Origin of the sequence: Bradyrhizobium sp. CCBAU 53421 (assembly GCF_015291625.1) — a bacterium.
Taxonomy (GTDB): Bacteria; Pseudomonadota; Alphaproteobacteria; order Rhizobiales; family Xanthobacteraceae; genus Bradyrhizobium.
Genome location: NZ_CP030047.1, coordinates 8,938,816 through 8,963,035 on the forward strand (window position 1 = coordinate 8,938,816; position 24,220 = coordinate 8,963,035).

Below are 24,220 nucleotides of genomic sequence, written 5' to 3' on the forward strand. Positions count from 1 at the left end.
ACGCTTAGCGCGAACTCGTTTTTCGGCGATTTTTAACATCTCAGCCATATGACGCGCGGGTACCGCGAATTGGGGAATGGGGCATGCCTCGCAAGACGATCCTTCTCATCGGCCTGCTGATTGTCGCCGGCATCCTCTACTTCAAGGACGATATCGAGACGGTGGCGAGCGGCTTCCGCGTCAAGGTCGTCGACTATCAGCCGCCGGCAAAGACGATATGGCTTGATCAGAATGTCAGCGCCGAACGGCTGCGCTGGTTCTATCACGCCGACCAAGGCACACGGACTTTCGGCATTCCCCTTGAATGGTTCATGGCGCTGGAGCAGCCGACGGTCTGGCCGCTGTTCACCGCGGCGCCGCGGCTCAGCGAGACCAATTACCTCGGCCGCTTCGGCTTTATTCCCGACACCGTGATTCCGGGTAGCCCCGATGCACTGCCGATCGGCTTTGCGCCGAGCGGCCCGATGGCGGACGCCAACGGCGCGCCGTGGCGCAACCCGCACAGCAAGGCCGACATGAAGGGGGTCGGGCTGACCTGCTCCGCCTGCCACACCGGAAGCTTCAGCTATCGCGGCACCGAAATCGTGATCGACGGCGGGCCGGCCAACACCAATCTGTTCGAGTTCCAGAAGAGCGTCGGCGTCTCGCTGCTGCTGACGCGGTTCTGGCCAGGCCGCTTCGCGCGCTTTGCTGACGAGATCCTCGGCAAGGAGGCCAGCCTCGACGAGCGCATGGCGCTGCGCGGCCAGCTCGACCTCGTGCTGAAGCAATACGCCAACATCAATTCATTGGAGACCAAGGTCGCCGCCAACAGCGTCGAGGAAGGCTATGCACGGCTCGACGCGCTCAACCGGATCGGCAACCAGGTGTTCTCGATCGACCTGAACAATCCGAACAACTACGCCTCGCATTCGGCGCCGGTGCATTTCCCGCGGATCTGGAACGCGCCGTGGTTCAGCTGGGTGCAGTATGACGGCTCGATCATGCAGCCGATGGTGCGCAATGCCGGCGAGGCGCTCGGCGTCAGCGCCGAGCTCAATCTGCTCGACGAGTCCAAGGGCCTGTTCAAATCGAGCGCGCGGGTCGACGTGCTGCACGAGATGGAGCGGATGATCGCCGGCGAGCCGCCCGGGGAGGACAAGGGCTTCGGCGGCCTGGCGTCGCCGAAATGGCCGGAGAACATCCTGGGGCAGATCAACATGGATCTCGCGAAGACGGGCGGCGGGCTCTACAAGAAGCATTGTGAGAGCTGCCACGGCCCGGCGATCGACAGCAAGGCGCTGCCTGCGAGCGAAGCCTTTGCGCTGTTCAAGGACAAGAAGCGCTGGATCAAGAACGATGCCGGCCAGCCGTTGCTCGACGTCGAGATGATTCCGATCAGCCATATCGGCACCGACAGCGCGCAGGCCGAGGGCCTTGCGAGCCGCACGGTCGAGACGCCGGCCAATCTGAATATCAAGGACGGCGGATTCGGGCCCGCGCTCGGCGAACTGGTCGAGAAGACCGTCGACTACTGGTACGATCAGAACAAGATCCCGCCGGAGGATCGCAAGCGCATCAACGGCTATCGGCCGAACGATATCCAGGCGCCGCCTGCCTACAAGGTCCGGCCGCTCAACGGCATCTGGGCGACCCCGCCCTATCTGCACAACGGATCGGTCCCGACCATCTACGCGCTGCTGTCGCCGGTGAAGGATCGTCCCCCGACCTTCTATCTCGGCAACCGCGAGTATGATCCCAAGGATCTCGGCTATGTCTGGAAGGACAAGATCAAGAACGCCTTCATGCTCGATACCAGCAAACGGGGCAACAGCAATTCCGGACACGAGTTCTCGAACGAGAAGCGCCTCGGCGTGATCGGGCCGGAGCTGAAGGAAGACGAGCGCCGCGCCCTGATCGAGTTCATCAAGACGCTGTAGCGCTCGCCAGTGCTCCATCATAACCGTTGAAGGACGGCGTCGCTTCCGCTCGCTCAACTCTCCTTCAACTTGGGCACGGGCTGGCGGCGCGCCGGGCGGGTCATGGCTTCGAGCTCGAGCAGCTGGTTGAGCTGCTCCTCGGTCAGGAGCTTTTCTTCCAGCACGATGTCGGCGACCGAGCGGTTCTCCTTCAGCGCGCGGCGCGCCACGCGCGATGAGGCCTCATAGCCGAGCGCCGGCGCCAGCGCCGTGATCAGGCCGATCGAGCCCTGCACCAGGCTGCGGCACCGCTCGCGGTCGGCCTCGATGCCGTCGACGCAGCGCTTGGTGAGCGTATCGATCGCAGCCGTCAGCATGCGCAGCGAGCTCAACACGCAATAGCCGATGGTCGGCTCGAAGGCATTGAGCTGGAGCTGGCCGCCTTCGGCGCACATCGTCACCGTGAGATCGTGGCCGATCACGAGGAAGGCGACCTGGTTGACCACCTCCGGAATCACCGGGTTGACCTTGCCGGGCATGATCGAGGAACCGGCCTGCACCGCAGGCAGCCGGATCTCGCCGATGCCGGTGCGCGGCCCCGACGACAGCAGGCGGAGGTCGTTGCAGATCTTCGACACCTTCACCGCGACACGCTTCAACACGCCGGAGAACAGCACGAAGGCGCCGAGATCGGAGGTCGCCTCGATCAGGTTCGAGGCCAGCACGATCGGCTGGCCCGACAACCGCGACAGCTCCTCGACCGCAAGCGCTGCATAGCGAGGATCGGCATTGATCCCGGTGCCGATCGCAGTGGCGCCGAGATTGACCTCGCGGAACAGGCTCGAAATCTCGTTCAGCCGGGCGACGTCCTCCTTCACGGTGGCGTGGAAGGCGTCGAACTCCTGACCGAGCGTCATCGGCACGGCATCCTGCAGCTGGGTGCGGCCCATCTTCAGGACATCGGCGAATTCCACCGCCTTGCCCTTGAAGGCATAGGCAAGGTCATCGAGCGCGCGCACCAGCGGCTGGGTGGCGAAGATCACCGCGAGCCGCAACGCGGTCGGATAGGCGTCGTTGGTCGACTGCGCCATGTTGACGTCGTCGTTGGGATGCAGCGTGTGATAGTCGCCGGGCTTCTTGCCCATCAGCTTGAGCGCGACGTTGGCGATCACCTCGTTGGCGTTCATGTTGGTCGAGGTGCCGGCGCCGCCCTGGATCGCGTCGACGACGAAGGACTCGGCATAGACCTTGTCGGTCGCGACCTGGATGCAGGCCTTATCGATCGCATCGGCCTTTTCCGACGAGAGATAGCCGAGGCGCTTGTTGGCGCGGGCGGCCGCTTGCTTCACCAGCGCCAGCGCGCGGACGAATTCCGGGAAATGGCCGACCGGCACGCCGGTGATCGGAAAGTTCACCACCGCGCGCTTGGTGTGGATGCCCCACAGCGCATTGGCCGGCACGTCGTCCTCGCCGAGCAGATCGTGCTCGGTGCGCGACTGCGCCTGCTCGATCGGCACGGTGCGAACGGTCGCGATCGCGAGCTCGCTCACGTTGCCGCTGTCGCCGGAGGGTGGTGCGGCGCCTGCAGTATTGACGGTCTCAACTTTCGATTCGGCCATCGGTCTCTCCGTTACCTCTCGCAAATCTTGTCGTCAGCGACACCGGCCATGATGCGCCCGACACGCATCGAAAGCCAATGCCTATCGGCAAAGTCTTGCACACCAGCGAGTGGAAAGACGCGTCAAAACGGGAGCGGCATGCGCGCCGCACCGGGAATCGACGGCCTGCCTTATCCGTCACGATAACAACAACTTATAGCTCCATTCTGGGCTTTGCCCTGCGACCGATGTGGCTGCTTCCTCCGCCGCGTCATCGCGTGCTAGATCAGCACCAACAGGCGCGAGCGCGCTGCCGACAGTGAACGAACCAAGGGCCAAACCGTGTCCAACAACAATGAAGCGATAGCCATCAAATTCCGCTGCCCGGCGGAGCTCGAAGGCAAGATTCCGCCGCCGGTGCCTGCGTCATTGGGCCTTCCCGGATGGCTCAAGGCGATGCCGACGCAGGCCTTCAATGCGATGAGCAATCGCGAGGAGGATACCGTCAAGCGCTGCCCGCCATTCGTCGATGCGATGACATCGGGTTTCCTGATGCCGCTGATCTGCGACCTCAAGATCGAGAACGGCGAGATGACATGGGACAACGACCTTCCGTCCGGGGGCGTGCTCGAATTCCCGCGCTCGCCGGTCGGATTCCACGACGAGAGCCAGGTGATCGGCTCGCCGCTGTTCGAGCAGGACCGCTTCCTCATCAAGTTCGTCAATCTGTGGACCATCGAGGCGCCGCCGGGCTACTCGCTGTTCTTCACGCATCCGGTCAACCGGTTCGACCTGCCGTTCACCACGCTGACCGGCATGGTCGATTGCGACCTGTTTCACGACAGCTGGATCCACTTCCCGGCACGCTGGCACGACACCAATTTCAGCGGCGTGTTGCCCAAGGGCACGCCGGTCGCGCAATGCTTCCCGGTGAAGCGCGAGAACTGGGTCGCGCAGACCGCTCCGATGACACCGGATGAAACATCGCGCGCGCAGGAACTGTCCAACCGGATGGCCCGCGAGCCCGGCCTCTATCGCCGGCAGTTTCGGACGTAGGGTGGGTGCGCGAGACGGCGGTGCGGCGCGCTTCCCTCCCTTCGTCGTCCCTGCGCAAGCAGGGACGACACCAAGTGTGTGGCGCGCTCCTGAGCAAGCTCGGTGTCATCACCCGCGAAAGCGAGGGCTTTGCGAAAGTCGAACAGCTCGACGGGGCCGGACGGCTGTTGTTTGGGCCGGTTAGCGGCTGGACGGGCCAGCCATGATGGCTGGGTGCCTCGTTTGGTTAGGCGATGTGGGGTGGCGTCCTGGCCCATCGCTGGAGATTGATCGCGGTCGCGGCGAGCTGGAAAGCTGCGGCATTGCGTATCAGGCCCCGATAGCGGGCACGCGCAAGGCCGTAGACGCGCTTGAGCAATGCGAACAACGGTTCGATCGGCGCGCGTCGATGCGAGATGACCGCGTTACGACGCACCGCCCAAGGCCCCAAGCGAAGCCAGCGGTTGTGTCTGCGCATAATGCCGTCGCGAATATCCATCTGCTTCAGCCGCCCACGTCGCGCGATGGTATCGTAGGCTTTGTCAGCGTAGACTGTTGCCTCGTCGCCGCAGATCAGCTCGTCGGCGGGCACGGTGTCGTTGACATTGGCTGGCGTAAAGGCAAGGCGCCGGATGATGCGACTGCCTTGGTCCATCGCCACGTGCATCTTGTAGCCGAAGGCATATTTGCCGTCCTTCCTGGTCCAGGCGGCGTCAGGATCGTGAGGGCTTTTGACCAGCTTGCTGGCGGGGCGCCCGTCCGCATCCGGGGGCAAATCGGGATCCGGTGGTTCGGGCGGATTAACCGCCGAGCGGATCAGCGAAGCGTCAATCAATGTGCCGCGCTTCAAGACGAAGCCGGACTTCTCGATCTGCGCCGTAATCAGGGCAAAAGCGCGCTCCGCCAGCCCGCTCCTGGCCAGCTGTTCGCGGAAACGCCACAGCGTGGAATGATCCGGTACCGGCTCACTCAGCGACAGGCCCAGGAAGCGCCGGAACGACAGGCGGTCCACCAGCGCCTCCTCAAGGCCCGGATCGGACAACCCATACCATTGCTGCAGCAACAGCGCCTTAAACAGCGCCAGCGACGGGTAAGCGGGCGCTCCCATCGACCCGCTACGCAAGCCGCTCAGCAGCGCTTCAATCGCGCTCCAGTCGACCAGTTCCGATACTCGCTGCAAAGGCGCGTTGGCTCGAGCCGCGTCATTCACCAGCCCGTCGGTAAAGCTCAATTGACCAATCTGCCGCTCCGCCATCCGTTCCTCCGGCGAATCCTTCACCAAAGAGAATCATCCCGGCAGACTTCTGCAAAGCCCTCGCGAAAGCGGGTGATCCAGTATTCCAGAGACGGCTGCGCTTGAACCGAGAAGCCGCGGCGTACTGGATCGCCCGGTCGAGCCGGGCGATGACAGATGAGGATGAGGTTACAGCCAGCGACACGACTTGCCCGAGCTTTGCTAGCTCAGAAACTTCGCAGCCGCGCTGGGACGGAAGAAGAAGCGGCCGTGCGATGACATGACCAGCGCGGACGTGGTGCGGCCGAGCATTTGCGGCCGGCCGCGCAACGCCAGACGCAGATTGGCTTCGCCGGCGGCGCGGTCACCCATCTCCAGAAGGCAGGCAGAGAAGCTGGTCCGCGTCAGGGGATCGTCGGGGCGCTGCGCCAGCACCTGACGGTAGAGATCCGCCGCAGCCGCGTACTCGCCATCGAGCAGCAACACGCGCGCCAGCGCGGCCAGGATGTCGGGGTGTCCCGGCGCCACCGTGCGCAGCTTCTCCAGAATCTCCCGCGCCCGGCCGCGCTCATTGCGATGCGGCAGGATCTGGGCGAGCAGCAGCTGCAATTCGAGGCTCGCGGGCGCGAGCGCAAGCGCACTATCGATCACGGCAACCGCCTCGTCGAAGCGGCCGGCCGCGGCCAATTGCCCGGCCAACTCCTGAAATGCGGGAAGGAACGGCGGCCGCCGCGCGGTAGTCCGCCGCAACACATCGATCGCCTCGCTGCGCCGGCCGGCGCCGGCGAGCGCCGCGCCGAGCAGGGTCTCGAGGCCGGCATCCTCGACGCGGCGCGTGGCGCGCTCCAGCGGCGCGATCGCCTCCTCGTTGCGCCTCTGGGCCATCAGCGCCCGTGCCAGGATCGCGGCCGCGCCGACATCGGTCCGGTTTGCCTTCAACACCTCCGCCGCCAGCCGCTCGGCTTCGACGACCTGCCCCATCTGCAACGCGACGACAGCGCGTTGCAAAGTCGGGGACGGGCTGGGCCCGCGATGGGAAGGAGGCGGAGGTTTCGGCATGCGGCCCGTCACGAGATGGTTTTCCCAGCCGTTATCACTGCCGCCGACGGAGCGTCCAGCGAAAGTCGCACCCCTGCACCGAGATACCGCCCGGTTCCAGCGGCGCCCGCACGGGCAGATGTGATGCAGGCGACAGGCGCAGAACCACGCTCTCCTGCCCGATTTTTCGACTGCTTAACCTATTCGACCTAGCCTGAACTGCCGAAACAGGGCCCGGCTTGATGTTCGCAACTACCCTCGAAGCAATTCGGTCGACCACGTCGAAACGGACCGCCTACATCCGCGGCATCCTCGCGCTGCTGGTCATCGCCATCGTCTTCAAGGCGGTGTGGCTTGCTCAGGTGGGGCTCGGGCATGGCCGCGAGCTCGTCGACTTCGCCGCCTTCTACATCACCGCAAAGCTGGTGTGGCTCGGCACCGTGGATCAGGCCTATCAGTTCGCGAAGCTCATCGTCATCCAACGGGAAGCCTCGGGCGGACACGACGGCTTCATGTCGTGGACCTATCCGCCGCAATTCAGCCTGCTGCTGGCGCCGTTCGCGCTGATTCCGGTCGGGATTGCCTATCTGTTGTTCGCCGCCTCCACGCTGGCGCTTTACCTTGCCGTGCTGCGCCGTCTCGCAGGCGATAACTTCGTGCTCGTGCTCATCGTGTTCTTTCCGACGATCGGGATCACGCTGGCATGCGGACAGAACGGCCTGCTGACGGCCGCGCTGATCGGAATGGCCTGCCTGTTCTTTGAAGAGCGGCCGATCCTCGCCGGGGCGGCCCTCGGCCTGATGATCATCAAGCCGCATCTCGCGATCGCGTTGGCGGTCTACGCCGTCCTGCGGCGTTCCTGGATCGTCGTGATCACGGCGGCGGCCGTCGTGCTGATCAGCTCGGCAATCTGCACCGCGGTGTTCGGCGTGGAGATCTGGAGCGCGTTCCTGCAGAGCGTGCGCGATTCGTCGGTGTTCCTGGAGCACGGAAATTACCCGATGCATCGCATGATCTCGATCTATGCCGCGCTGCGCACGGCAGGGCTGTCGGCGTCGGCAGCGTTTGTCGCCCAGGCCGCCGTCGCGGTCCTGGCACTCGCCGTCGTCCTCATCGCCGCCTATCGGACGATGCCGACGCGCGAGCGGCTCGGCCTCGTCGCGATCGTGTCGATCTGCATCAGCCCCTACGCTTACGATTACGACTTTCTGATCTTCAGCGTCGGCCTCGCGCTGTTGTTGCCGGCGCTGCTGGCGAGCGCACGGGAGTGGGAACGAGGCGTCATCTACGCCTTGCCGGTCCCGATCGGAGCGTTTGGCTACCTGCAAGCTATGCAGATGGCGTCCTCCCACAACGGCGAACAGGCGCTCAGCGTGCTCTCGATCGGCGGCTTTGCGATCATTCCGCTGATCGCGCTCATTGTCGGGATCGTGCTGCTGCGCAGTTCAGGGACGGAAGCAGTCGGCGGATCGACGGTCAGATGCGCATCCGCTTGAAGATCGCTTCCGGCAGCGCGCAGATGATGGTCATCACCAGCCAGAACCGCCTCGCCACATAGATGACGTCGCGCGGCCTCGTCACGTCGGCGCGGTAGATGTCCTCAGCAACCCGGTCCGGCTCGACGGTCAGGGGCGCCGGCAGCTTCATGTGCGCCGTCATCTTGGTGCGCACAAATCCGGGCTTCACGGTGACGACGCGGACCTTGCCCGCGAGCGCCAGGCGGTTGCGCAGGCCGGACAGGAATTGCGTGAAGCCGGCCTTGGCCGCGCCATAATAATAGTTCGACGCCCGCCCGCGATCGCCGGCGACCGAGCTGACCCCGACGATCGTGCCCGAGCCGCGCGCCGCAAAGGCTTGCGCGAACTGCTCGAGCAACAGGCTCGGTGCCTCAAAGTTGGTGCGGATGATGGTCGTCGCAAACTCGGGATCGGTCTCGGCCCGCTGCTGATCACCGAGCTCGCCGACAACGCACACGACGGTGTCGGGGAGCACGGGCAGGCCGGCGACGAAACCGGCGAGCTGTCCGGTCTGCAGCACGTCGATTGACTGAACCGTTATCTCGACGCCGCTTCGCGTCCCGATATCGTCGGCATTACGCTGCGCGGCTTCGAGATCGCGGGCGGCGAGCGTCACGCGCCAGCCTTCTTTCGCATAGCGCAGCGCGGTGGCGTGCCCAATATCCGAGCTGCCGCCGATCACCAGAATTGATTTCGTGCCGGTCATCAGATTCCAAGCCGTGCTGAAAGATGCGACGCAAGGCGCGTGGCCGCCCCGGTCTGCTGGCGGATGTCCCGCAAGGCCGCGAGGCCGGGATATCCGGATTCGAATGTCGCGCGGGATTGCCGCGCGTCCTTGGCAAGGTAGAGCCGGCCGCCGGCATCGACCACCAGCGCGTCGAGCTCATCAAGAAACGCGAACAGCGTATCGCTGATCGGAAAGTCCATCGTCAGAGTGTAGCCGCGCAGCGGAAACGACATCGGTCCGCCGCCGTCGCCGAGCTGCTTGAGCACCGCAAGAAACGACGCATCGCCGCGCCGGGATACCCGATCCAGAATGTCGGCAAGCACGCGACGTGCGTGCTTGAGCGGGATCACGCATTGATATTGCACGAAGCCGCGCCGGCCGTAGATCCTGTTCCAATCGGAGATCGCATCGAGCGGGAAGAAGTACGGATGCCAATGGACGAGCCGCTGCTTACCCTGATGCGCAGCACCGCGGCGGAAATACAGCTCGTTGAATGCCCGCATCGACGTGCGATTGAGCAACCATCCGGGAAACAGCTCCGGCACCGACAACCGCGACGCACGAAGGCTGGGAAAGGCCTCGAGGTCGGGCCGCAGCATCTCCATGTCGCGGCGCGTGGCATGCTCGGCCAGATAGACCAGCGAGCGTCCGAGCGCCGCGCCGCGCGCAAGGCAGTCGATCCAGGCCACCGAATAGGTGGAGGACGCGTTGCTTTCCAACTGATCGATCGCCGCGTCGAGATTGCCGGCGACGCGTGTGTCCTGCCGCAGCCAGGCGGTCTCGATCGGGAGCAGTTGCAATGTCGCGTCGAGGATCATGCCGGTCAGGCCCATGCCGCCCAGCGTCGCCGCGAACAGCGCGGCATTTTCCGACCTCGAGCAAGAGACGATCTCGCCGCCCGGCAGCGCGAGGCGGAATGAGCAGACGATCGTGCCGAAGCCGCCGTCGCGATGGTGGTTCTTGCCGTGCACGTCGGCCGCGATCGCGCCTCCGACCGTCACGAATTTGGTGCCGGGCACGACTTTCAGGAAGAAGCCGCGCGGCTCGAACGCGGCAAGAATGTCGGCGATGGTCACGCCGGCTTCGACCGTCAATTGGGCGGTCGCCGCATCGAAGCTTCGCATCCGGTTCAGGCCGCGCGAGGAAATCGTGGCTTGCGTGCCGATCGCCGCATCGCCATAGGCGCGGCCCGCCCCGCGCGCGATGACACCGGACCGCGCCAGCAGTTGACCCCGTGCGTCACCGGGTGTCTGCGGCGCCAGCAATTCGGTCGACAGCTTGGGATAGTTGCCCCAGCCGGAGAGGCGCGTCTCACCCGGATTGGAGGGCGCTGTCGCGCGTTTTGGTAAGGCGGCCGCCGGCATCGCTAGATGGCGGCGAGCATGATGACGCCGATCGCGCCAAGCGCGGCCCAGCTGGCGCGATCGCGGAGCGCGAACATCACGGGATCATCATCGATCAATCCGCGCTGCGCGAACAGCATGACGCGCCCAATCCAGTACATCAGGATCGGACAGCAGACCCAGAGCAGTTGCGGATGGCTGTAAAGCGCGCGAACCGTGTCGGACGAGATGTAGAGCGTGAAGATCACGACGGCGTTGAAGCCTGATGCGGCGGCGAGGATCGCGACCATCGACTTATCTTCGATCCGGTAGCCACGCGCTGCCAGCACGGCGCCGTCCGGTTGGCCGGCGAGCTCGATATGGCGCTTCACCAGCGCCAGCGACATGAAGATGAACAGCGAGAACGCCAGCAGCCATTCCGACATCGGCACGCTGATCGCGACCGCGCCGCCGATCACGCGGACGGTGTAAAGCGTCGCCAGCACGACGACGTCGACGATCGCGATGCGCTTGAGCCACAGCGAATAGGAGGTGGTCAACGCAAAATAGCCGAGCAGGACACCGCCGAACCCGACCGATATGGACAATGCGATCGCGAACGCTGTGACCAGCGCCAGGGCCATCGCGGCGGCAGCTTGCGACGCCGCGATAGCGCCGCTTGCGATCGGACGGCTGCGCTTGGCCGGATGGGCGCGGTCAGCCTCGACGTCGAGAATGTCGTTCAGGATGTAGGCGGCTGACGCACAGAGCGAGAATGCGACCACCGCGAGCAGCGACGTCGCCGCCGATCCCGGCGCAAATTTATGCGCGGTCAGCAGCGGCACCAGCACGAGCGCGTTCTTGGCATATTGATGCACCCGAAGCAGCTTCAGCCAGCTGCGTACACCGGCCGGCGCGGGTGCAGCCGGGGCGGATCGCGCGGGGCGCGCCACGCGTGACGCAAAGCCGGGCAGCGTCACCGCCTCACGGCCGATGTAATCGAAGCCCTGCAGGAGCACGGGCGGCAGGTCTTCGTTCTGTGCCGGCGATCGGGCGTCCGGTGCGGCAGCCCAGGCCGTGAAGACGCCAAGATGCTGGGCAACAGCGCCGACGAACGGCTCGGAACAGGTTTCCGAACAGAGATAGACCGGGCGGCCTTCGCCCAGCACCTGCAAGAGGAAAGTCACCGCCTCGTGGTCGAACCGCGCGCGGGACGGATCGAAGCCCGACGTATCGGCGGGACGCGCAGCCAGTCCGAGGGCAGCGGCAATCGTCGCAGTGACGGCGCGAAAGCGTGCAGTGAGCTCGGCGGCGATTTCCACCGGAAAGGAGTTTCCCGGAACCATCACCTCGTCGACATCGACAACGAGCGGACGGCCTTTCGCACGCAGCGGATCGCGAAGGGCGTCGCTGCCGCCCTCTTCAACCCGATCTGGAACGCTGGCTCGCATGCGCGCGGTCTTCCGGTGGCCCCCTCCCCATTGTCCCGGGCGTTCCCTAATTTCGGGTGAACTGAGGGGGCGCCCGGCAGACCGTGCCGAATCCCATTGCGCAAACGCCGTCGCGGCTTCGATGAGGGGGCGCCCATGGCGCGCATTGAGCGCAGCCGGGCGGAAAATGGCGATCCCGGGAAGACTCGAACTTCCGACCTACGGTTTAGGAAACCGTCGCTCTATCCGGCTGAGCTACGGGACCGCGAACCCGCCGCGAAGCATGCGGGCGTCGCCATCCCATAGCAGAGGAGCCGAGTGATCGCCAGCCCGCGTGCATCGCGCACGCGAAGTTGCGCCGGGTTCGACGCTGCGCGTTACGCCACCTGCCGGGCCGGATTGGCGGCGGCATTCGCAGCGCCGGTCCGGCGCGCCGGCAGAAACTCGATCGCCTCATCCTTCAGCGAGCCGAAGCGCAGCGTCATGATATCGAGCGCATAGTTCTGGTACAGCCGCCACGGCCGGCGCGAGCCCTGTTTGGGGAACCTGGCGGCGGCGCGCTGGATATAGCCCGAGGAGAAATCCACCCAGGGCAGTTCGGTCACGGTCGGATCGTTGCGCCGCGGCGTCACTTGCGCGTAGCCATTCGCCTTCATGTGGTTGAGCATGCGGCAGACGTATTGGCAGGTCAGGTCGCATTTCAGCGTCCAGGATGCGTTGGTATAACCGAAGGCAGCAGCAAGGTTCGGCACGCCCGAATACATCAGCCCCTTGTAGTTCATGGTCTTCGACAGATCGACCGGCGCGCCGTCGACCTTGATCTCGAGCCCGCCGAGCACCTGCAGATCGAGGCCGGTCGCGGTCACCACCACGTCGGCGTCGAGCGCATTGCCGCTCTTGAGCTTGATGCCCCCACGCGTGAAGGTCTCGATCTGGTCGGTGACCACGGACGATCCGCCGTCGCGCAACGATTGAAACAGATCGCCGTTCGGCACCAGGCAGAGCCGCTGATCCCACGGATTGTAGCTCGGCGTGAAATGGGTGGCGACGTCGTAATCGGGGCCGAGCGCATGGCGCACGCCGCCGAGGATCAGCTTCTTGACGCGCTCCGGATCGCGCTTGCAGAGCCGGTAGAAATACATGCCGAACAGCACGTTCTTCCAGCGCGTGAGGCCGTAGGCGAGTTTTGCCGGCAGCCGCGCCCGCAGCCAGTTGGCGACCTTGTCCTCGTCCGGCCGCGCCACGACATAGGTCGGCGAACGCTGCAGCATGGTGACGTGGGCGGCGGTCTTGGCCATTTCCGGCACCAGCGTCACCGCGGTCGCGCCGCTGCCGATCACCACCACCTTCTTGCCGGCGTAGTCGATGTCGTCGGTCCACTTCTGCGGATGGACGACGCGGCCGGCGAAATCGGCGATGCCCGGGAAGTCCGGCGTATAGCCGTGCTCATATTTGTAGTAGCCGCTGCACATGAACAGGAAGTTGCAGGTGAGGCGCTCGACCGTCTTCTCCGGCCCGCGCTCGACCTCGACCGTCCATTGCGAGTCGGCCGACGACCAGTCGGCGCGCACGACGCGGTGGTTGAAGCGGATCTTCTTGTCGATGCCGTACATGCGCGCGGTCTCGCGCACATAATTCAGGATCGACGGGCCGTCGGCGATCGCCTTCGGCTCGGTCCACGGCCGGAACGAATAGCCGAGCGTATACATGTCGGAGTCGGAGCGGATGCCGGGATAGCGGAACAGGTCCCAGGTCCCGCCGATGCAATCGCGGCCTTCGAGGATGGCGTAGCTGCGGTCCGGGCAATTGGTCTGCAGATGGTAACCGGCGCCAATGCCCGACAGCCCGGCACCCACGATCAACACGTCGAAATGAGCAGACATGCCCTGACCCTCCCGCGGCACAATTGACAATCTATGTTGTCAGATAACTTGACATCTGACAATGGCTCATGTCAATACACTTTTCATGGCAAGCAGCCGGAAAGCCCGCCTCTATGGCGGTATGGACGCCGAGGAACGCCGCACCGAGCGGCGGCTGAAGCTGATCGATGCGGCGATCGAGGTCTATGGCGAGGTCGGCTATCGCGGCGCGACGGTGAAGGCGATCTGCGAGGCGGCGGAGCTGACGGAGCGCTATTTCTACGAATCCTTCGTCAACAGCGAAGCGCTGCTGATCGCGGCCTACAACCATGTCGTCGGCCATCTGCACGAGGAGATGACGGCGGCCGCGGCGGCCGCCGGGGACGATGCCGAGATGAGGCTGCGCGCTGTGCTGACGCTGTATTTCACAAGGCTGAAGGAGCATCCGAAGCCCGCGCGGGTCTTCCTGCTCGAGATTTCCGGCATCAGCCCGGCAGTCGATGCCGTCAAGCTCGACGCCCTACGCGTCTTCAGCGACATCCTGGTGCCGCCGACATCAGATCCGAAACACAGTGACAAAGGCGGGACGGCGACGCTGCTGTCGAACGGCATGGTCGGCGCGGTCATCTCGATCGCGCTGCGCTGGGTATCCAGGCAATATCCGCAGCCCGTTGCAGACGTCGTCGCGATCGCCGCCAGCTTCTGCCGCGTGGCGCTGACCGAGGCCGATCACCGGCAGGATTGACGCTTTTTGCAGCAGCGGGGTCTTGGCCGGCCAGCCGGCCCCGCCGATTTTCGATCATGTTTGGCTGGGGTTTGCGGGCCCGCCGCCGGCTGCGCCGTCGATTTCACTTGCATGTCGGGCAGCGCGGGTTTTCTTATGCACGGTACCGGGCGAAAATAGGCGCGACCTGTTTCGCTCTACGAAACAACCGAACTCTGCATAGGGCGGAGCTGAACCTTTGGTCGACGTGCACAGGCTGGACGATGTGACCGCGCGCGTTGGCGACGTGGTTCTCGATCCCGCGACCTGGCCGTCCTTCATGGACGAGGTCTGCGCGGCCATCGGCGCGACCGGAGCTGCGATGCTTCAGAGCGATATCCGCACCGAAGACATTCCGCGCTCGGAATCGATCAGCGACTATTTCACCAAGACCTATTTCCCGCACAATCTTCATCTGACCGACATCCGCGCGGCACGCGGCGTGCCGCTGATGCAGGCCGGGGTCAATGTCATCACCGATGCGGACCTGTTCGAGTCCGAAGCCGAGATGCTGCGCGATCCGCTTTACGCGACGCTCGGCGCATTCGGGCTGAAATGGTTTGCCGCGATCGGCTTCCACGCCGGCCCGGCATTGTGGGCACTGAGCATCCAGCGCTCACCGAAGGAAGGCATGTTCGACGCCGATGAGGTCAAGGCGCTTTCGCGCGTGTCGGCGCGGCTGACCGAAGCCGCGACGCTGTCCACCGTCGTGGGCCGCTCCGCGATCGCGGGCATCACCAGTGCGCTCGACCTGATCCAGGTCGCGGCGATTGCCGTCGGCCGCTTCGGCGCGGTCATGGGTATGAACGCCCACGCGGAAGCCTGCCTCGGCCACGACCTTGCGATCCGCAACAACCGCCTCACCTTGCTCGACCGTCAGGCCAATGCCGATCTGACCAGGCTGATCGATCTGTTGGCCCACAGCTCGGACCTGCACCCGCTCCCGACAGCGCCAATCGTGGTGCGCAGGATCGACAAGCGGCCGATCGTGATCCAGATGCAGCCGGTGCCTCCTGCCGCGCGCTCACCGTTCCTGGGCGCGCGCGCGATCCTGCTGATCCGCGATCTCGAAGGCAACGCCGCCTTCGATCAGGCGCTGCTGGCGGCGACGTTCGAGTTGACGCCGGCGCAGGCGCGCCTTGCCACACGGCTTGCGCGCGGCGATTCGGTCGAGGCGGCAGCACAGGAAGCCGGCATCGCCCTTGCAACCGCGCGCAATCAGCTCAAGACGATCTTCCAGAAGACCGGCACGCACCGGCAGGCGGAACTCGTGGCATTGCTGCATCGGGTCAAGTGAGCGATTCGAGACGAATTGTTCCAATTTCCGGCGCGCCGCTACGACAAGAATTCTTGAAATGTTGCAATTGCATACGGCAGTTATTTGGGCAGGCCAAACGGCTGGTCTGCGACTTAAATGGTCAGGGAAATCGTCGGGTTCCAGGGTGACAAGCGTCACTAAAATGGCGACAATCTGGTTACTCTGTGTCGTTCGGATTTGGTTGCAATGTCCGTGATGCCCTCACGATCATCGACGTTGGCTGTTGCCGGCTTCGTCGCCGCGTTCGCGCTGGTGCCGATGACCGCGCATGCGCAATGGTGGCGCAGCGCGCCGAAGGACTTTGAGGATTGCGCCGACCTCGCCGAGAAGGCGAAGTCCAAGGAAGACAGGACCGCGCAACTCGCCGACTGCAATGCGAAGTTCGCGGGACGCCGCAAGCCCGGCGGCGGCTACACCTATTACGACTTCATGCAGGACCGCAGCTTCGACATCGCCGGCCCCAATCCGACGCCGGACGAGCAGAAGAAGATCGACCAGGAATATACCGGCTATCTCGAGAAGGAGCGCCGTTCGAGTATCGTCGCGGCGTTCAATGCCAAGCAGCTCGAGCGGCAGGAAACACAGCCGGCGCGACCGCCGCAGATCCAGCAGGCGGCGCTGCACAGCGAGCCGACGCGCAGCGAGACTGCGAAAGTCCCCGTGCCAGCCACACGCCCGGTCAAGCCGCGGGTTGCTGCTGCTCCTCTTCCCAGGGTGCGGCCGCAAGCGGCGAATTGCGTGAAGGGTACATTCTCATGCGAATGGCCGCGGCTTTCCGAAGGATTGGACGGCCTGAAGAAGCTGTTCACGCCGGCATCGCCATCGCCGACCAAGCTCGCGAAGCGAAACTGACGGCTCGCTTAATCATTCCGGGGCCCGCGCAGCGAGAACCCGGAATGACACCGCAGGCTCAATCGGTAATCACCATCGCCCAGAACCTGCGGTACGGCGACTTCGGATTGTCGACGTAAGCCACACCCACGCGCTTGGCGCCCGGCATCAAGAGGTTCTCGCGATGCCCCGCCGAGTTCTCCCACTGTTTCAGCATCTCGGCAAAGGCGATGAAGCCGGCGCCGATATTTTCCGCGGCACGCTGCTTCTTCAGCGGGGCGATGCGGGTGAAGAAGCTGCCGCCCGCGGAGTGGCTGACCGATCCGGTCACCGACATCGCCTGCGCCTGCTGCAGCGCCATCGCATTCAGCTTCGCGTCGAGCTTCACCGCAGGCATATGGTTGGCGCGCCGGTAGGCACTGATCGAACCGGCATAGTCGGCGGCGCTTGCGGTCACGGTGACGACGAGCACAAAGGCGAGCGCGAGGAACAGCAGCTTCATCCGAGGTCTTCTCTGCAATGGATCAGTGCGCGCGATCGCGCTTGTGGTGTCGGTGCCTGACCGGCTTGTGCGCTGGCCTCGCCGATTGGCTCGATGCCGCAGCCGCCGCGCGCTGCTCCTGCAAACGCGCGTCATAGCCCGGCGAAGGTGTCACGGTCGGCGGCGCGGCGCGAACCGGGCCGGAGCCAAGCGCAACAAGCGTGAGCAGCATGATGCAGGATCGTGTCATGACCTCACCTCCCTGGTTATCCGAACGACAGGACAAACGATCGTCGGCGCTCATGGTCAACGGCCATCGCGAATCTGTTCGGGCGTCAGCCCCGGCGAGCCCTTGCCGTCGGCCTCCGCCTTCCGGATCAGTTCGATGACCCGGCGCGACAGCGGAGCCGCGAGCCCGCGGCGATCCGCGATCGCGGTGATCACGCCCTGCAGATAGTCGATCTCGGTGCGCCGGCCACGCTGCAGATCTTCCCACATCGAGGAGCGCGCTTCGGGATCGATCTTCATGGTGCGGCCGAGCAGCATGTCGAACAGCGCGTCCGGCAGCCGCAACAATGGCGGCATCCAGCTCGAAGGCAGCGGCGTCGGCGACACCGACACGATCCCTTCGGCGCGAATCGCGGCCAGCCCCTCGACCATCTGGTCGGCGAACAATCGTCGCCAGCCGCGCTGTGCGAGCTGCTGCCGCAGCGGAATGTTGGACAGCGCATTGAGCGCATTGTTGAGGTTGACGATCAGCTTGCCCCACTGCACGCCATCGATATTGGCGGTGCTGCCGACCGCAAGACCCGGCACCGACAGAAGCGCCGCGGTGCCGGCATCATCCTGCGCGATCACGATGTCGCCCGAGGTCGAGCGATGGAAGCGGCCGTCGCCGAGCGCAACCACATTGAACGGCACCATGCCGCCGAGCACCTTGCGGCCCGGCAGGCGGTCGCGCAGCAGCGGCACATTGCCGACGCCATTCTGCAGGCTGATCACCGCGGCGTCGGCAGGTGTGTGGCGCGCGATCAGTTCGGCGATCTCACCAGTATCGGCGCTCTTCACCGTCACCAGCACCGTCTGCACATCGCGCAGGATCGACGGATCGTCGGACAGAATGAGCCGGTCCGCGGATACCATCCGCTCCGAGCCGTCGAAACTGCTGACCCGCAAGCCGTTGCTCGCGATCTCCTGGATCAGCCGCGGCCGCGCCAGCAGCGCGACGCGGCGGCCGGACGCAGCCAGCATGCCGCCGACGAAGCAACCGATGCTTCCGGCGCCCGCAATACCGATCGACCGATCCTTGTTCATCTCGCTAAACGCCCGTTCATCAAAAGCTCGATAGCAGACCTTGGGTTGCCTGCCTATTTCGATGCACCGTCGCGGGTGGCCCCGCCTTGTAACCGTCATGGGCCGAAGCTATGTTTCCCGCTCGGGGCACGGTTGCGGCAGGAGACGATCATGGGTTTACTCGACGTACTCAACGGCATGCAGAACGGCCCCCGCGGTCCGAGCGCGCCAAGCACACCATCCGACAGCTCGAGCAGCGGCGGAATGTCGCCGATGACGATGGCCATCCTGGCGTTGCTCGCCTGGAAAGCGGTCAAGCATTTCACCGGCGGTCAGCCGGGCGCGACTGCTCCCGAGCCCAAGCCCGCACAGGCGCCGCCGCTTCGCGGCAACGTCACCGCTGGTCTGCCCGGCGGAGCCGGCGGCGGACTCGGCGATCTGCTTAAGGGTGGTCTTGGCGGGCTTCTTGCGGGTGGTGCGGCCGGCACCGTGCTGAGCGGCGGCCTCAGCGATCTGCTCAAGCAGTTGCAGGACAAGGGCCACGGCGACGCGGCCAATTCCTGGGTCAGCAACGGACCCAACAAGCAGATCGCGCCCGGCGATCTCGCCAACGCGCTCGGCGCCGACCAGATCGACTCGCTGGCGTCGCAGAGCGGCATGTCGCGCGACCAATTGCTGCAGGGCCTGAGCCAGTATCTGCCCGACGCGATCAATCATCTGACGCCGGACGGCCGGCTGCCGAGCGGCGACGAGCTCCGCGGCAGGCTTTAGCGCCAACGTTGATTCCATCTGAGGAGGACGACAGTCATGGGCGGCATCATCTGGGTCATCATCGTCGGTTTCGTCGCGGGGATCATCGCGCGGTTCCTGTCACCGGGACCGAACAATCCGAGCGGCTTCATTCTCACCACCGTGCTCGGCATCGCCGGCGCGTTTCTCGCGACCTTCATCGGCCAGGCCATCGGCCACTACGGTCCTGAACAAGGCGCCGGCTTCATCACCGCCACGATCGGCGCGCTGGTGGTGCTGTTCATCTGGAACCGGCTGGTCGCCGCACGCGTGATCCCGGATATCGGCAACAAATAGGGCCGGCCGCGGTCCTGACTCAAAATCAAAATGCCCGGGCCTGGCCGGGCATTTTCGTTTTCAGCAACAGCTCGGAGAGCGTGAATGGCTAGCTCACTGAATGAGATGCATGCCGGCGTCCATGCGGACGAATTCTCCGGTCATGTTGCTCGACGCCGGGCTCGCCAGGAAGCAGACGAGATTGGCGATATCCTCGGCAGACGACGCGACTTTCAGCGGCACCCGCGCGATCACGGCATCGCGCACCTGCTTGGCACCATCCTCGCCGCGGCCCTTGGTGAACCAGGGCGTATCGATATAGCCCGGGCACACGGTGTTGACGCGGATCAACGGCGCCAGCGCGCGCGCCAGCGACTGCGTCATGGTGTTGAGCGCGCCCTTGCTGGCGGCATAGGCGACTGACGAACCGCCGCCGGAAATGCCGGCGATCGAGGAGACGTTGACCACCGCAGCGGGACGGCCGGACGCCTTCGCGCCGGCTTCGAGCAGCGCGCGCGCGGCACGGACCATCTGGAACGGGCCGATGGTGTTGACGGCATAGATGCGCTGGAAGTCTTCAGCGGTCAGGCCGTCGAGATCGTAATGCGGCACGTGCTTGGTGGTGCCGGCATTGTTGACGAGCACGTCGAGGCGGCCCCAGCCCTCGGCGGCGGCTGCGATCTTCCTGCAGTCCTCATCGCGCGAGACGTCGCCCTGCACCACCAGCACCTCGGCACCCCGCTTGCGGCAGGCGTCCGCGGTCGCTTCGGCTTCCACCTTGCTGTTGGAGTAGTTGATGATGAGGCGCGCGCCCTCGGTGGCGAGGATTTGCGCGGTGGCGGCGCCGAGGCCCGATGCCGATCCCGTCACGATCGCACACAAACCATCCTTGGACATCTGCATTTTCCTTGTTGTTGTGAGCCAGATGAACTCCGGCGGCGGCATACCATATCGCGCGGAGCAGTATCTGCAACCGCGCCAGGCTCCTAAGTGTATGCGTGTGGGCCCTTCTGCAAACCGGCCCATTGTGCCTCGTCATGACCGCAGATGATCTTGACGCCGGATGCCTCGATTCTCGCGATCTCGTCGAGCGAGTTCAGGAACTGGTCGACATCGAGACTGTTCCGCGGTGAGGTCCGCTGATCGAGATTGGCGCGCACGCTGAGCGAATCGGACGCCAGCAGGTATTCGCCGCTGTTGTCGAGCTTGACCAGCGCACCCGTCGTTCCCTTCGAATGTCCCGGCAGCGGGATCAGCGTCAGTTTGCCGTCGCCGAACACGTCCATCTGGCGGTCGAAGATCTCCATCTTCAGCGGATGATCCCAATCCGCCCTGATGTATCCGCGATCGAACGCGTTATCGGCATTCGCGGCCTCGATCTCGAGTGCATGGACGAAGATCGTCGCCTTCTTGAAGAAGGCGTTGCAGCCGCAATGATCGGTGTGCAGGTGAGAGCAGATCACCACGTCGATATCGTCGGGGCCAAGACCGACGGCCTTCAGGCTGGTCAGCACATGATCGTCCGCCGGCATGATCGGCTGCATGTATTTGGCAAGCGTGCCGAGCCGCCCTTCGGGATCGGTCGCGACATCGGGATGGCATCCGGTGTCGAACAGCACATTGCCCTGCGTGTGCCGCAACAGCACGCAGGCGACCGGCAGATCGATCGTCTCGCCGCGCGCGGCATCCGGCAGATAGGTCCGCCTCGACATCCGCAGACGTCCGCCAGACAGCATATGCATCTTCATCTCGTTACCTCCCGATTTGGTCTCAAACTACATACGAGTTTTTTAGAAACTCATAATCAATTTGACACCACATTACTCACCCTTATAGCTTCCGCGCAACGCCGCGATCGCGGCAACGCGCTCAACGAAGCAGCACGCGCAGACCGGCACCGTCGACGCCGATCTGCGGCCGTCAGGGGAAACATTCGCGACGATGTACACCGTGTTCAACGTGTTCGCTGCGACCGCAGATGCTGCGGCGTTCAAACCCTTCCTCTGCATTCCCGCGCGTCCCGACCGCGCATACTTTCCCGATGGCGTCGAACTGTCCTATGGCGACATTGCGCGGCAGGTCTGCGCATTGCGCGAACAATACCGCGCAGCCGGGTTTGGGCATGGACACCGCGCCTGCCTGTTGCTGGAGAACCGGCCCGATTTTATCGTGCACTGGCTGGCGCTCAACGGCCTTGGCGCTTCGGTCGTTCCGATCAACCCGGCCTATCGCGCAGCGGAGATCGCGTATCTCATTGCGCATGCCGAGCCCGACCTGATCGTCACGCTGCGCGACCAGAAGGAGTTGCAGAAGGCACTGACCGGCGCAGTACCGGTGCTTGAAGTCTCCGGCGACGATCTCGGCACCAGCGTGGACAAAATCCCGCAGGCCCGGCGGCCGCCGCCACGCGCCGGCGAGCCCGGAAGCGAGACCGAGGCCGCACTGTTGTACACGTCAGGCACGACGGCGCGTCCGAAGGGATGCATCCTGACCAATGAATACGTGGTCACGACCGGACGCTGGTACATCAGCCACGGCGGCGAGGCGACGTATCATGCCGGCACGGAGCGCCTCTACAGTCCGCTGCCGCTGTTCCACATGGCCGGCCTGACGCTGACCCCGATCGCGATGATGCTGACCGGCGGCTGCCTGATCCTGCCGGAGCGCTTCAACGCGAAGTCGGCCTGGCGCGACATCGTCGCGAGCCGGGCCAGCGTGCTGCACTATCTCGGCGTGATCGTCGCGGCCCTGCTAGCGCAGCCGGAGACGCCGGACGAGAAGGCCCATGCGCTGCGTTTCTCGATGGGCGTCGGCGCCAATCCCGAACAACGTGCGCGCGCCCGCGAGCGCTTCGGCATTCCCTTCGTCGAGGGTTGGGGCATGACGGAGACCGGACGCAGCCCGTTCAACACGGTCGAGCCGCGCCATCTCGAGACCAACACCATCGGCCGCAGCGTGCCCGGCCTCGAAATGACGATCCTCGATGCCGACGAAAATGCGCTGCCGCCGGGCACGGTCGGCGAACTCTGCGTGCGTCACTCGGAAGCGACCCCGCGGCGCGGCTTCTTCTCCGGCTACCTGAAGGACCCCGAGGCCACCGAGCAGGCCTGGCGCGGCGGCTGGTTTCATACCGGCGACAGCGCCTGGCAGCACGATGACGGCGCGTTCGTGTTCGTCGACCGGCTGAAGCATCTGGTGCGGCGCGCCGGCGAGAACATCTCGGCGGCCGAGATCGAGGCCGTGCTGACAACGGCGCCGCTGGTCAGACAGGCGGCGGTCGTCGCCGTGCGCGATCCGATCCGCGACGAGGAGGTTGCGGCCTTCATCGTGATCAACGACCGCGCGGATGCTTCACGCGAGGTCGCGCAGGACATCTTCCATTTCTGCCGCGAGCGCCTGGCGCCGTTCAAGCTGCCGGCGTGGATCGCCTTCGTCGCCGAGCTGCCGCTGACCTCGACCAACAAGATCCAGAAGCACACGCTGCTCGGCCCGGACAAGGACCCGCAGGCGCATCCCGGCATGATCGACCTGCGGCAAGAAAAGACCAACGCCATAAGGCAATCGAACTAGAGGAAACGAACGACAATGACATCGAGTTACGGATGGATCGCCGCCGGCGCTGCAATCCTCTCAGTCGCCTTCGCCGCGCCATCCCACGCACAGATCTCCGACGACATGGTGAAGATCGGCGTGCTGACCGATCAGGCCGGCCTCTATGCCGACGCGGCGGGCCCCGGTGCGGTCGAAGCGGTGCGGATGGCGATCGCGGATTTCGGCGGCAAGGTGATGGGCAAGCCGATCGCGATGGTCGATGCCGACCACCAGAACAAGGCCGACATCGGCGCCGGCATCGCACGGCGCTGGTATGAGCAGGAGAATGTCGACGTCATCGTCGATTTCGCCAATTCCGCGGTTGCCTTCGCCGTGCTCGAACTCACCAAGCAGAAGAACAAGGCGATGCTGGTGTCGTCGGCCGGCTCCTCCGATCTGACCGGAAAGGGCTGCTCGGCCAATTCGGTGCAGTGGACCTACAACACTTATGCGCTTGCCAACAGCACGGTGCGGGCGCTGGCCAAGGAAGGCGCCAAGAGCTGGTACTTCGTCACGGTCGACTACGCCTTCGGCCACGCGCTGCGCAACGACGCCGCCAAGACCGTGGAGAAGGTCGGCGGCAGCATCGTCGGTGACGTGCGGCATCCGCTCAACAGCATGGATTTCTCGTCCTATCTGCTGCAGGCCCAGGGCTCGAAGGCGGATGTGATCGCCTTCGCCAACACCGGCGGCGACCTCGCCAATTCGATCCGGCAGGCGCAGGAATTCGGGCTGGCGCAAAAGCAGAAGGTCGCGGCCTTCCTGATGCAGACCAGCGACATCCACGCGATCGGCTTGCAAGCCGCGCAGGGGCTGCAGCTCGCGACCGCCTTCTATTGGGATCTCGACGACAAGACCCGCGACTTCGCCGCCCGCTTCATGGCCAGGACCAACAAGCGGCCGACCATGGTCCAGGCCGGCCTCTACTCCGCGGTCATGAACTATCTCAAGGCGGTGGAGAAGTCCGGCACCGACGACGGCCCCAAGGTGATCGCGCAGATGAAGGACATGCCGATCGACGACTTCTTCGCCCGCAACGCGTTCCTGCGCGAGGACGGCCAGCTGATCCACGATATGTATCTGGTGCAGGTGAAATCGCCGGCGGAATCCAAGGGCGCCTGGGACTACGAGAAGCTGGTTCAGGTCATCCCGGGCAAGGAAGCCTTCGCAACGCCCGAGGAGAGCGCCTGCCCGCTGCTGAAGAAATGATTGCCCGC

The 24,220-nt window shown here is 64.8% G+C and carries 22 protein-coding genes and 1 tRNA gene; 10 read left to right on the forward strand and 13 right to left on the reverse strand.

The window, feature by feature from the left end:
• Nucleotides 1-83: 83 nt before the first annotated feature.
• Complete coding sequence (locus tag XH92_RS41390) at nt 84-1,919, forward strand: di-heme-cytochrome C peroxidase (protein ID WP_194457162.1); 1,836 nt, start codon at nt 84-86, stop codon at nt 1,917-1,919.
• A gap of 53 nt (nt 1,920-1,972) precedes the next feature.
• On the opposite strand, the gene XH92_RS41395 is transcribed toward XH92_RS41390, so the two are convergent.
• A complete protein-coding gene (locus tag XH92_RS41395) occupies nt 1,973-3,517 on the reverse strand; it encodes an aspartate ammonia-lyase (protein ID WP_194457163.1) in 1,545 nt (514 codons plus the stop codon).
• Nucleotides 3,518-3,838: 321 nt separating this feature from the next.
• Between XH92_RS41395 and XH92_RS41400 the strand changes: the two genes are divergently transcribed.
• Nucleotides 3,839-4,552: a hypothetical protein gene (locus tag XH92_RS41400; protein WP_194457164.1), complete on the forward strand. Its 714-nt coding sequence runs from the start codon at nt 3,839-3,841 to the stop codon at nt 4,550-4,552.
• A 226-nt stretch (nt 4,553-4,778) separates the two neighbouring features.
• Here the strand turns inward: XH92_RS41400 and XH92_RS41405 are convergent, their stop codons facing one another.
• Both XH92_RS41405 and XH92_RS41410 read right to left on the reverse strand, forming a co-directional pair.
• Entirely contained in the window at nt 4,779-5,786 is a 1,008-nt protein-coding gene (locus tag XH92_RS41405; RefSeq protein ID WP_194455643.1) for an IS5 family transposase, read from the reverse strand.
• Between the two features lie 201 nt (nt 5,787-5,987).
• A complete protein-coding gene (locus XH92_RS41410) occupies nt 5,988-6,746 on the reverse strand; it encodes a tetratricopeptide repeat protein (RefSeq protein WP_246788116.1) in 759 nt (252 codons plus the stop codon).
• Nucleotides 6,747-7,045: 299 nt separating this feature from the next.
• On the opposite strand from XH92_RS41410, the gene XH92_RS41415 reads away from it, so the two are divergent.
• Entirely contained in the window at nt 7,046-8,299 is a 1,254-nt protein-coding gene (locus XH92_RS41415) for a glycosyltransferase family 87 protein (RefSeq protein ID WP_194457166.1), read from the forward strand.
• Here XH92_RS41415 and XH92_RS41420 read toward each other — a convergent pair.
• The 5 genes from XH92_RS41420 to XH92_RS41440 all read right to left on the reverse strand — a co-directional run bounded on the left by XH92_RS41420 (nt 8,280) and on the right by XH92_RS41440 (nt 13,682).
• Entirely contained in the window at nt 8,280-9,026 is a 747-nt protein-coding gene (locus XH92_RS41420) for an SDR family oxidoreductase (protein WP_194457167.1), read from the reverse strand. The two genes, XH92_RS41415 and XH92_RS41420, sit on opposite strands and share 20 nt — an antisense overlap.
• Nucleotides 9,026-10,411 (reverse strand): FAD-binding oxidoreductase, encoded by a 1,386-nt coding sequence (locus XH92_RS41425; protein WP_194457168.1) that lies wholly within the window; start codon nt 10,409-10,411, stop codon nt 9,026-9,028. Before XH92_RS41425 ends, XH92_RS41420 begins: the two co-directional genes overlap by 1 nt.
• A 2-nt stretch (nt 10,412-10,413) precedes the next feature.
• The gene (locus tag XH92_RS41430) at nt 10,414-11,820 is read right to left on the reverse strand and encodes a UbiA family prenyltransferase (protein WP_194457169.1); all 1,407 of its coding nucleotides are present in this window, start codon (nt 11,818-11,820) and stop codon (nt 10,414-10,416) included.
• Nucleotides 11,821-11,987: 167 nt separating this feature from the next.
• Nucleotides 11,988-12,064: transfer RNA gene (locus XH92_RS41435), tRNA-Arg, on the reverse strand.
• Nucleotides 12,065-12,176: 112 nt separating this feature from the next.
• Nucleotides 12,177-13,682: an NAD(P)/FAD-dependent oxidoreductase gene (locus XH92_RS41440; protein ID WP_194457170.1), complete on the reverse strand. Its 1,506-nt coding sequence runs from the start codon at nt 13,680-13,682 to the stop codon at nt 12,177-12,179.
• Nucleotides 13,683-13,767: 85 nt separating this feature from the next.
• Here XH92_RS41440 and XH92_RS41445 point away from each other — a divergent pair, with 85 nt between their 5' ends.
• From XH92_RS41445 to XH92_RS41455, 3 genes are all read left to right on the forward strand, one after another.
• Nucleotides 13,768-14,406: a TetR/AcrR family transcriptional regulator gene (locus XH92_RS41445; RefSeq protein ID WP_194457171.1), complete on the forward strand. Its 639-nt coding sequence runs from the start codon at nt 13,768-13,770 to the stop codon at nt 14,404-14,406.
• Between the two features lie 244 nt (nt 14,407-14,650).
• Entirely contained in the window at nt 14,651-15,721 is a 1,071-nt protein-coding gene (locus tag XH92_RS41450; RefSeq protein WP_194457172.1) for a helix-turn-helix transcriptional regulator, read from the forward strand.
• Between the two features lie 216 nt (nt 15,722-15,937).
• The gene (locus XH92_RS41455) at nt 15,938-16,594 is read left to right on the forward strand and encodes a hypothetical protein (RefSeq protein WP_371818115.1); all 657 of its coding nucleotides are present in this window, start codon (nt 15,938-15,940) and stop codon (nt 16,592-16,594) included.
• A gap of 58 nt (nt 16,595-16,652) precedes the next feature.
• On the opposite strand, the gene XH92_RS41460 is transcribed toward XH92_RS41455, so the two are convergent.
• The 3 genes from XH92_RS41460 to XH92_RS41470 are packed head-to-tail and all read right to left on the reverse strand — an operon-like array spanning nt 16,653 to nt 18,368.
• Entirely contained in the window at nt 16,653-17,075 is a 423-nt protein-coding gene (locus XH92_RS41460; protein ID WP_194457174.1) for a CAP domain-containing protein, read from the reverse strand.
• A gap of 22 nt (nt 17,076-17,097) precedes the next feature.
• Nucleotides 17,098-17,304, reverse strand: coding sequence for a hypothetical protein (locus XH92_RS41465; RefSeq protein ID WP_194457175.1), 207 nt, complete (start codon nt 17,302-17,304; stop codon nt 17,098-17,100).
• A 56-nt stretch (nt 17,305-17,360) separates the two neighbouring features.
• Nucleotides 17,361-18,368: a 2-dehydropantoate 2-reductase gene (locus XH92_RS41470; RefSeq protein ID WP_194457176.1), complete on the reverse strand. Its 1,008-nt coding sequence runs from the start codon at nt 18,366-18,368 to the stop codon at nt 17,361-17,363.
• Nucleotides 18,369-18,518: 150 nt separating this feature from the next.
• Here XH92_RS41470 and XH92_RS41475 point away from each other — a divergent pair, with 150 nt between their 5' ends.
• Both XH92_RS41475 and XH92_RS41480 read left to right on the forward strand, forming a co-directional pair.
• A complete protein-coding gene (locus XH92_RS41475) occupies nt 18,519-19,118 on the forward strand; it encodes a YidB family protein (protein ID WP_194457177.1) in 600 nt (199 codons plus the stop codon).
• 36 nt (nt 19,119-19,154) lie between these two features.
• A complete protein-coding gene (locus tag XH92_RS41480) occupies nt 19,155-19,433 on the forward strand; it encodes a GlsB/YeaQ/YmgE family stress response membrane protein (protein WP_021080200.1) in 279 nt (92 codons plus the stop codon).
• A gap of 93 nt (nt 19,434-19,526) precedes the next feature.
• Here the strand turns inward: XH92_RS41480 and XH92_RS41485 are convergent, their stop codons facing one another.
• On the reverse strand, nt 19,527-20,309 hold the full coding sequence (locus XH92_RS41485) for an SDR family NAD(P)-dependent oxidoreductase (RefSeq protein ID WP_194457178.1): 783 nt from the start codon (nt 20,307-20,309) through the stop codon (nt 19,527-19,529).
• Nucleotides 20,310-20,398: 89 nt separating this feature from the next.
• Nucleotides 20,399-21,160: an N-acyl homoserine lactonase family protein gene (locus tag XH92_RS41490; protein ID WP_194457179.1), complete on the reverse strand. Its 762-nt coding sequence runs from the start codon at nt 21,158-21,160 to the stop codon at nt 20,399-20,401.
• Between the two features lie 193 nt (nt 21,161-21,353).
• Between XH92_RS41490 and XH92_RS41495 the strand changes: the two genes are divergently transcribed.
• Both XH92_RS41495 and XH92_RS41500 read left to right on the forward strand, forming a co-directional pair.
• On the forward strand, nt 21,354-22,982 hold the full coding sequence (locus tag XH92_RS41495) for an AMP-binding protein (protein ID WP_246788117.1): 1,629 nt from the start codon (nt 21,354-21,356) through the stop codon (nt 22,980-22,982).
• A 15-nt stretch (nt 22,983-22,997) separates the two neighbouring features.
• On the forward strand, nt 22,998-24,212 hold the full coding sequence (locus tag XH92_RS41500; protein ID WP_194457180.1) for an ABC transporter substrate-binding protein: 1,215 nt from the start codon (nt 22,998-23,000) through the stop codon (nt 24,210-24,212).
• The last annotated feature ends 8 nt before the right edge of the window (nt 24,213-24,220 follow it).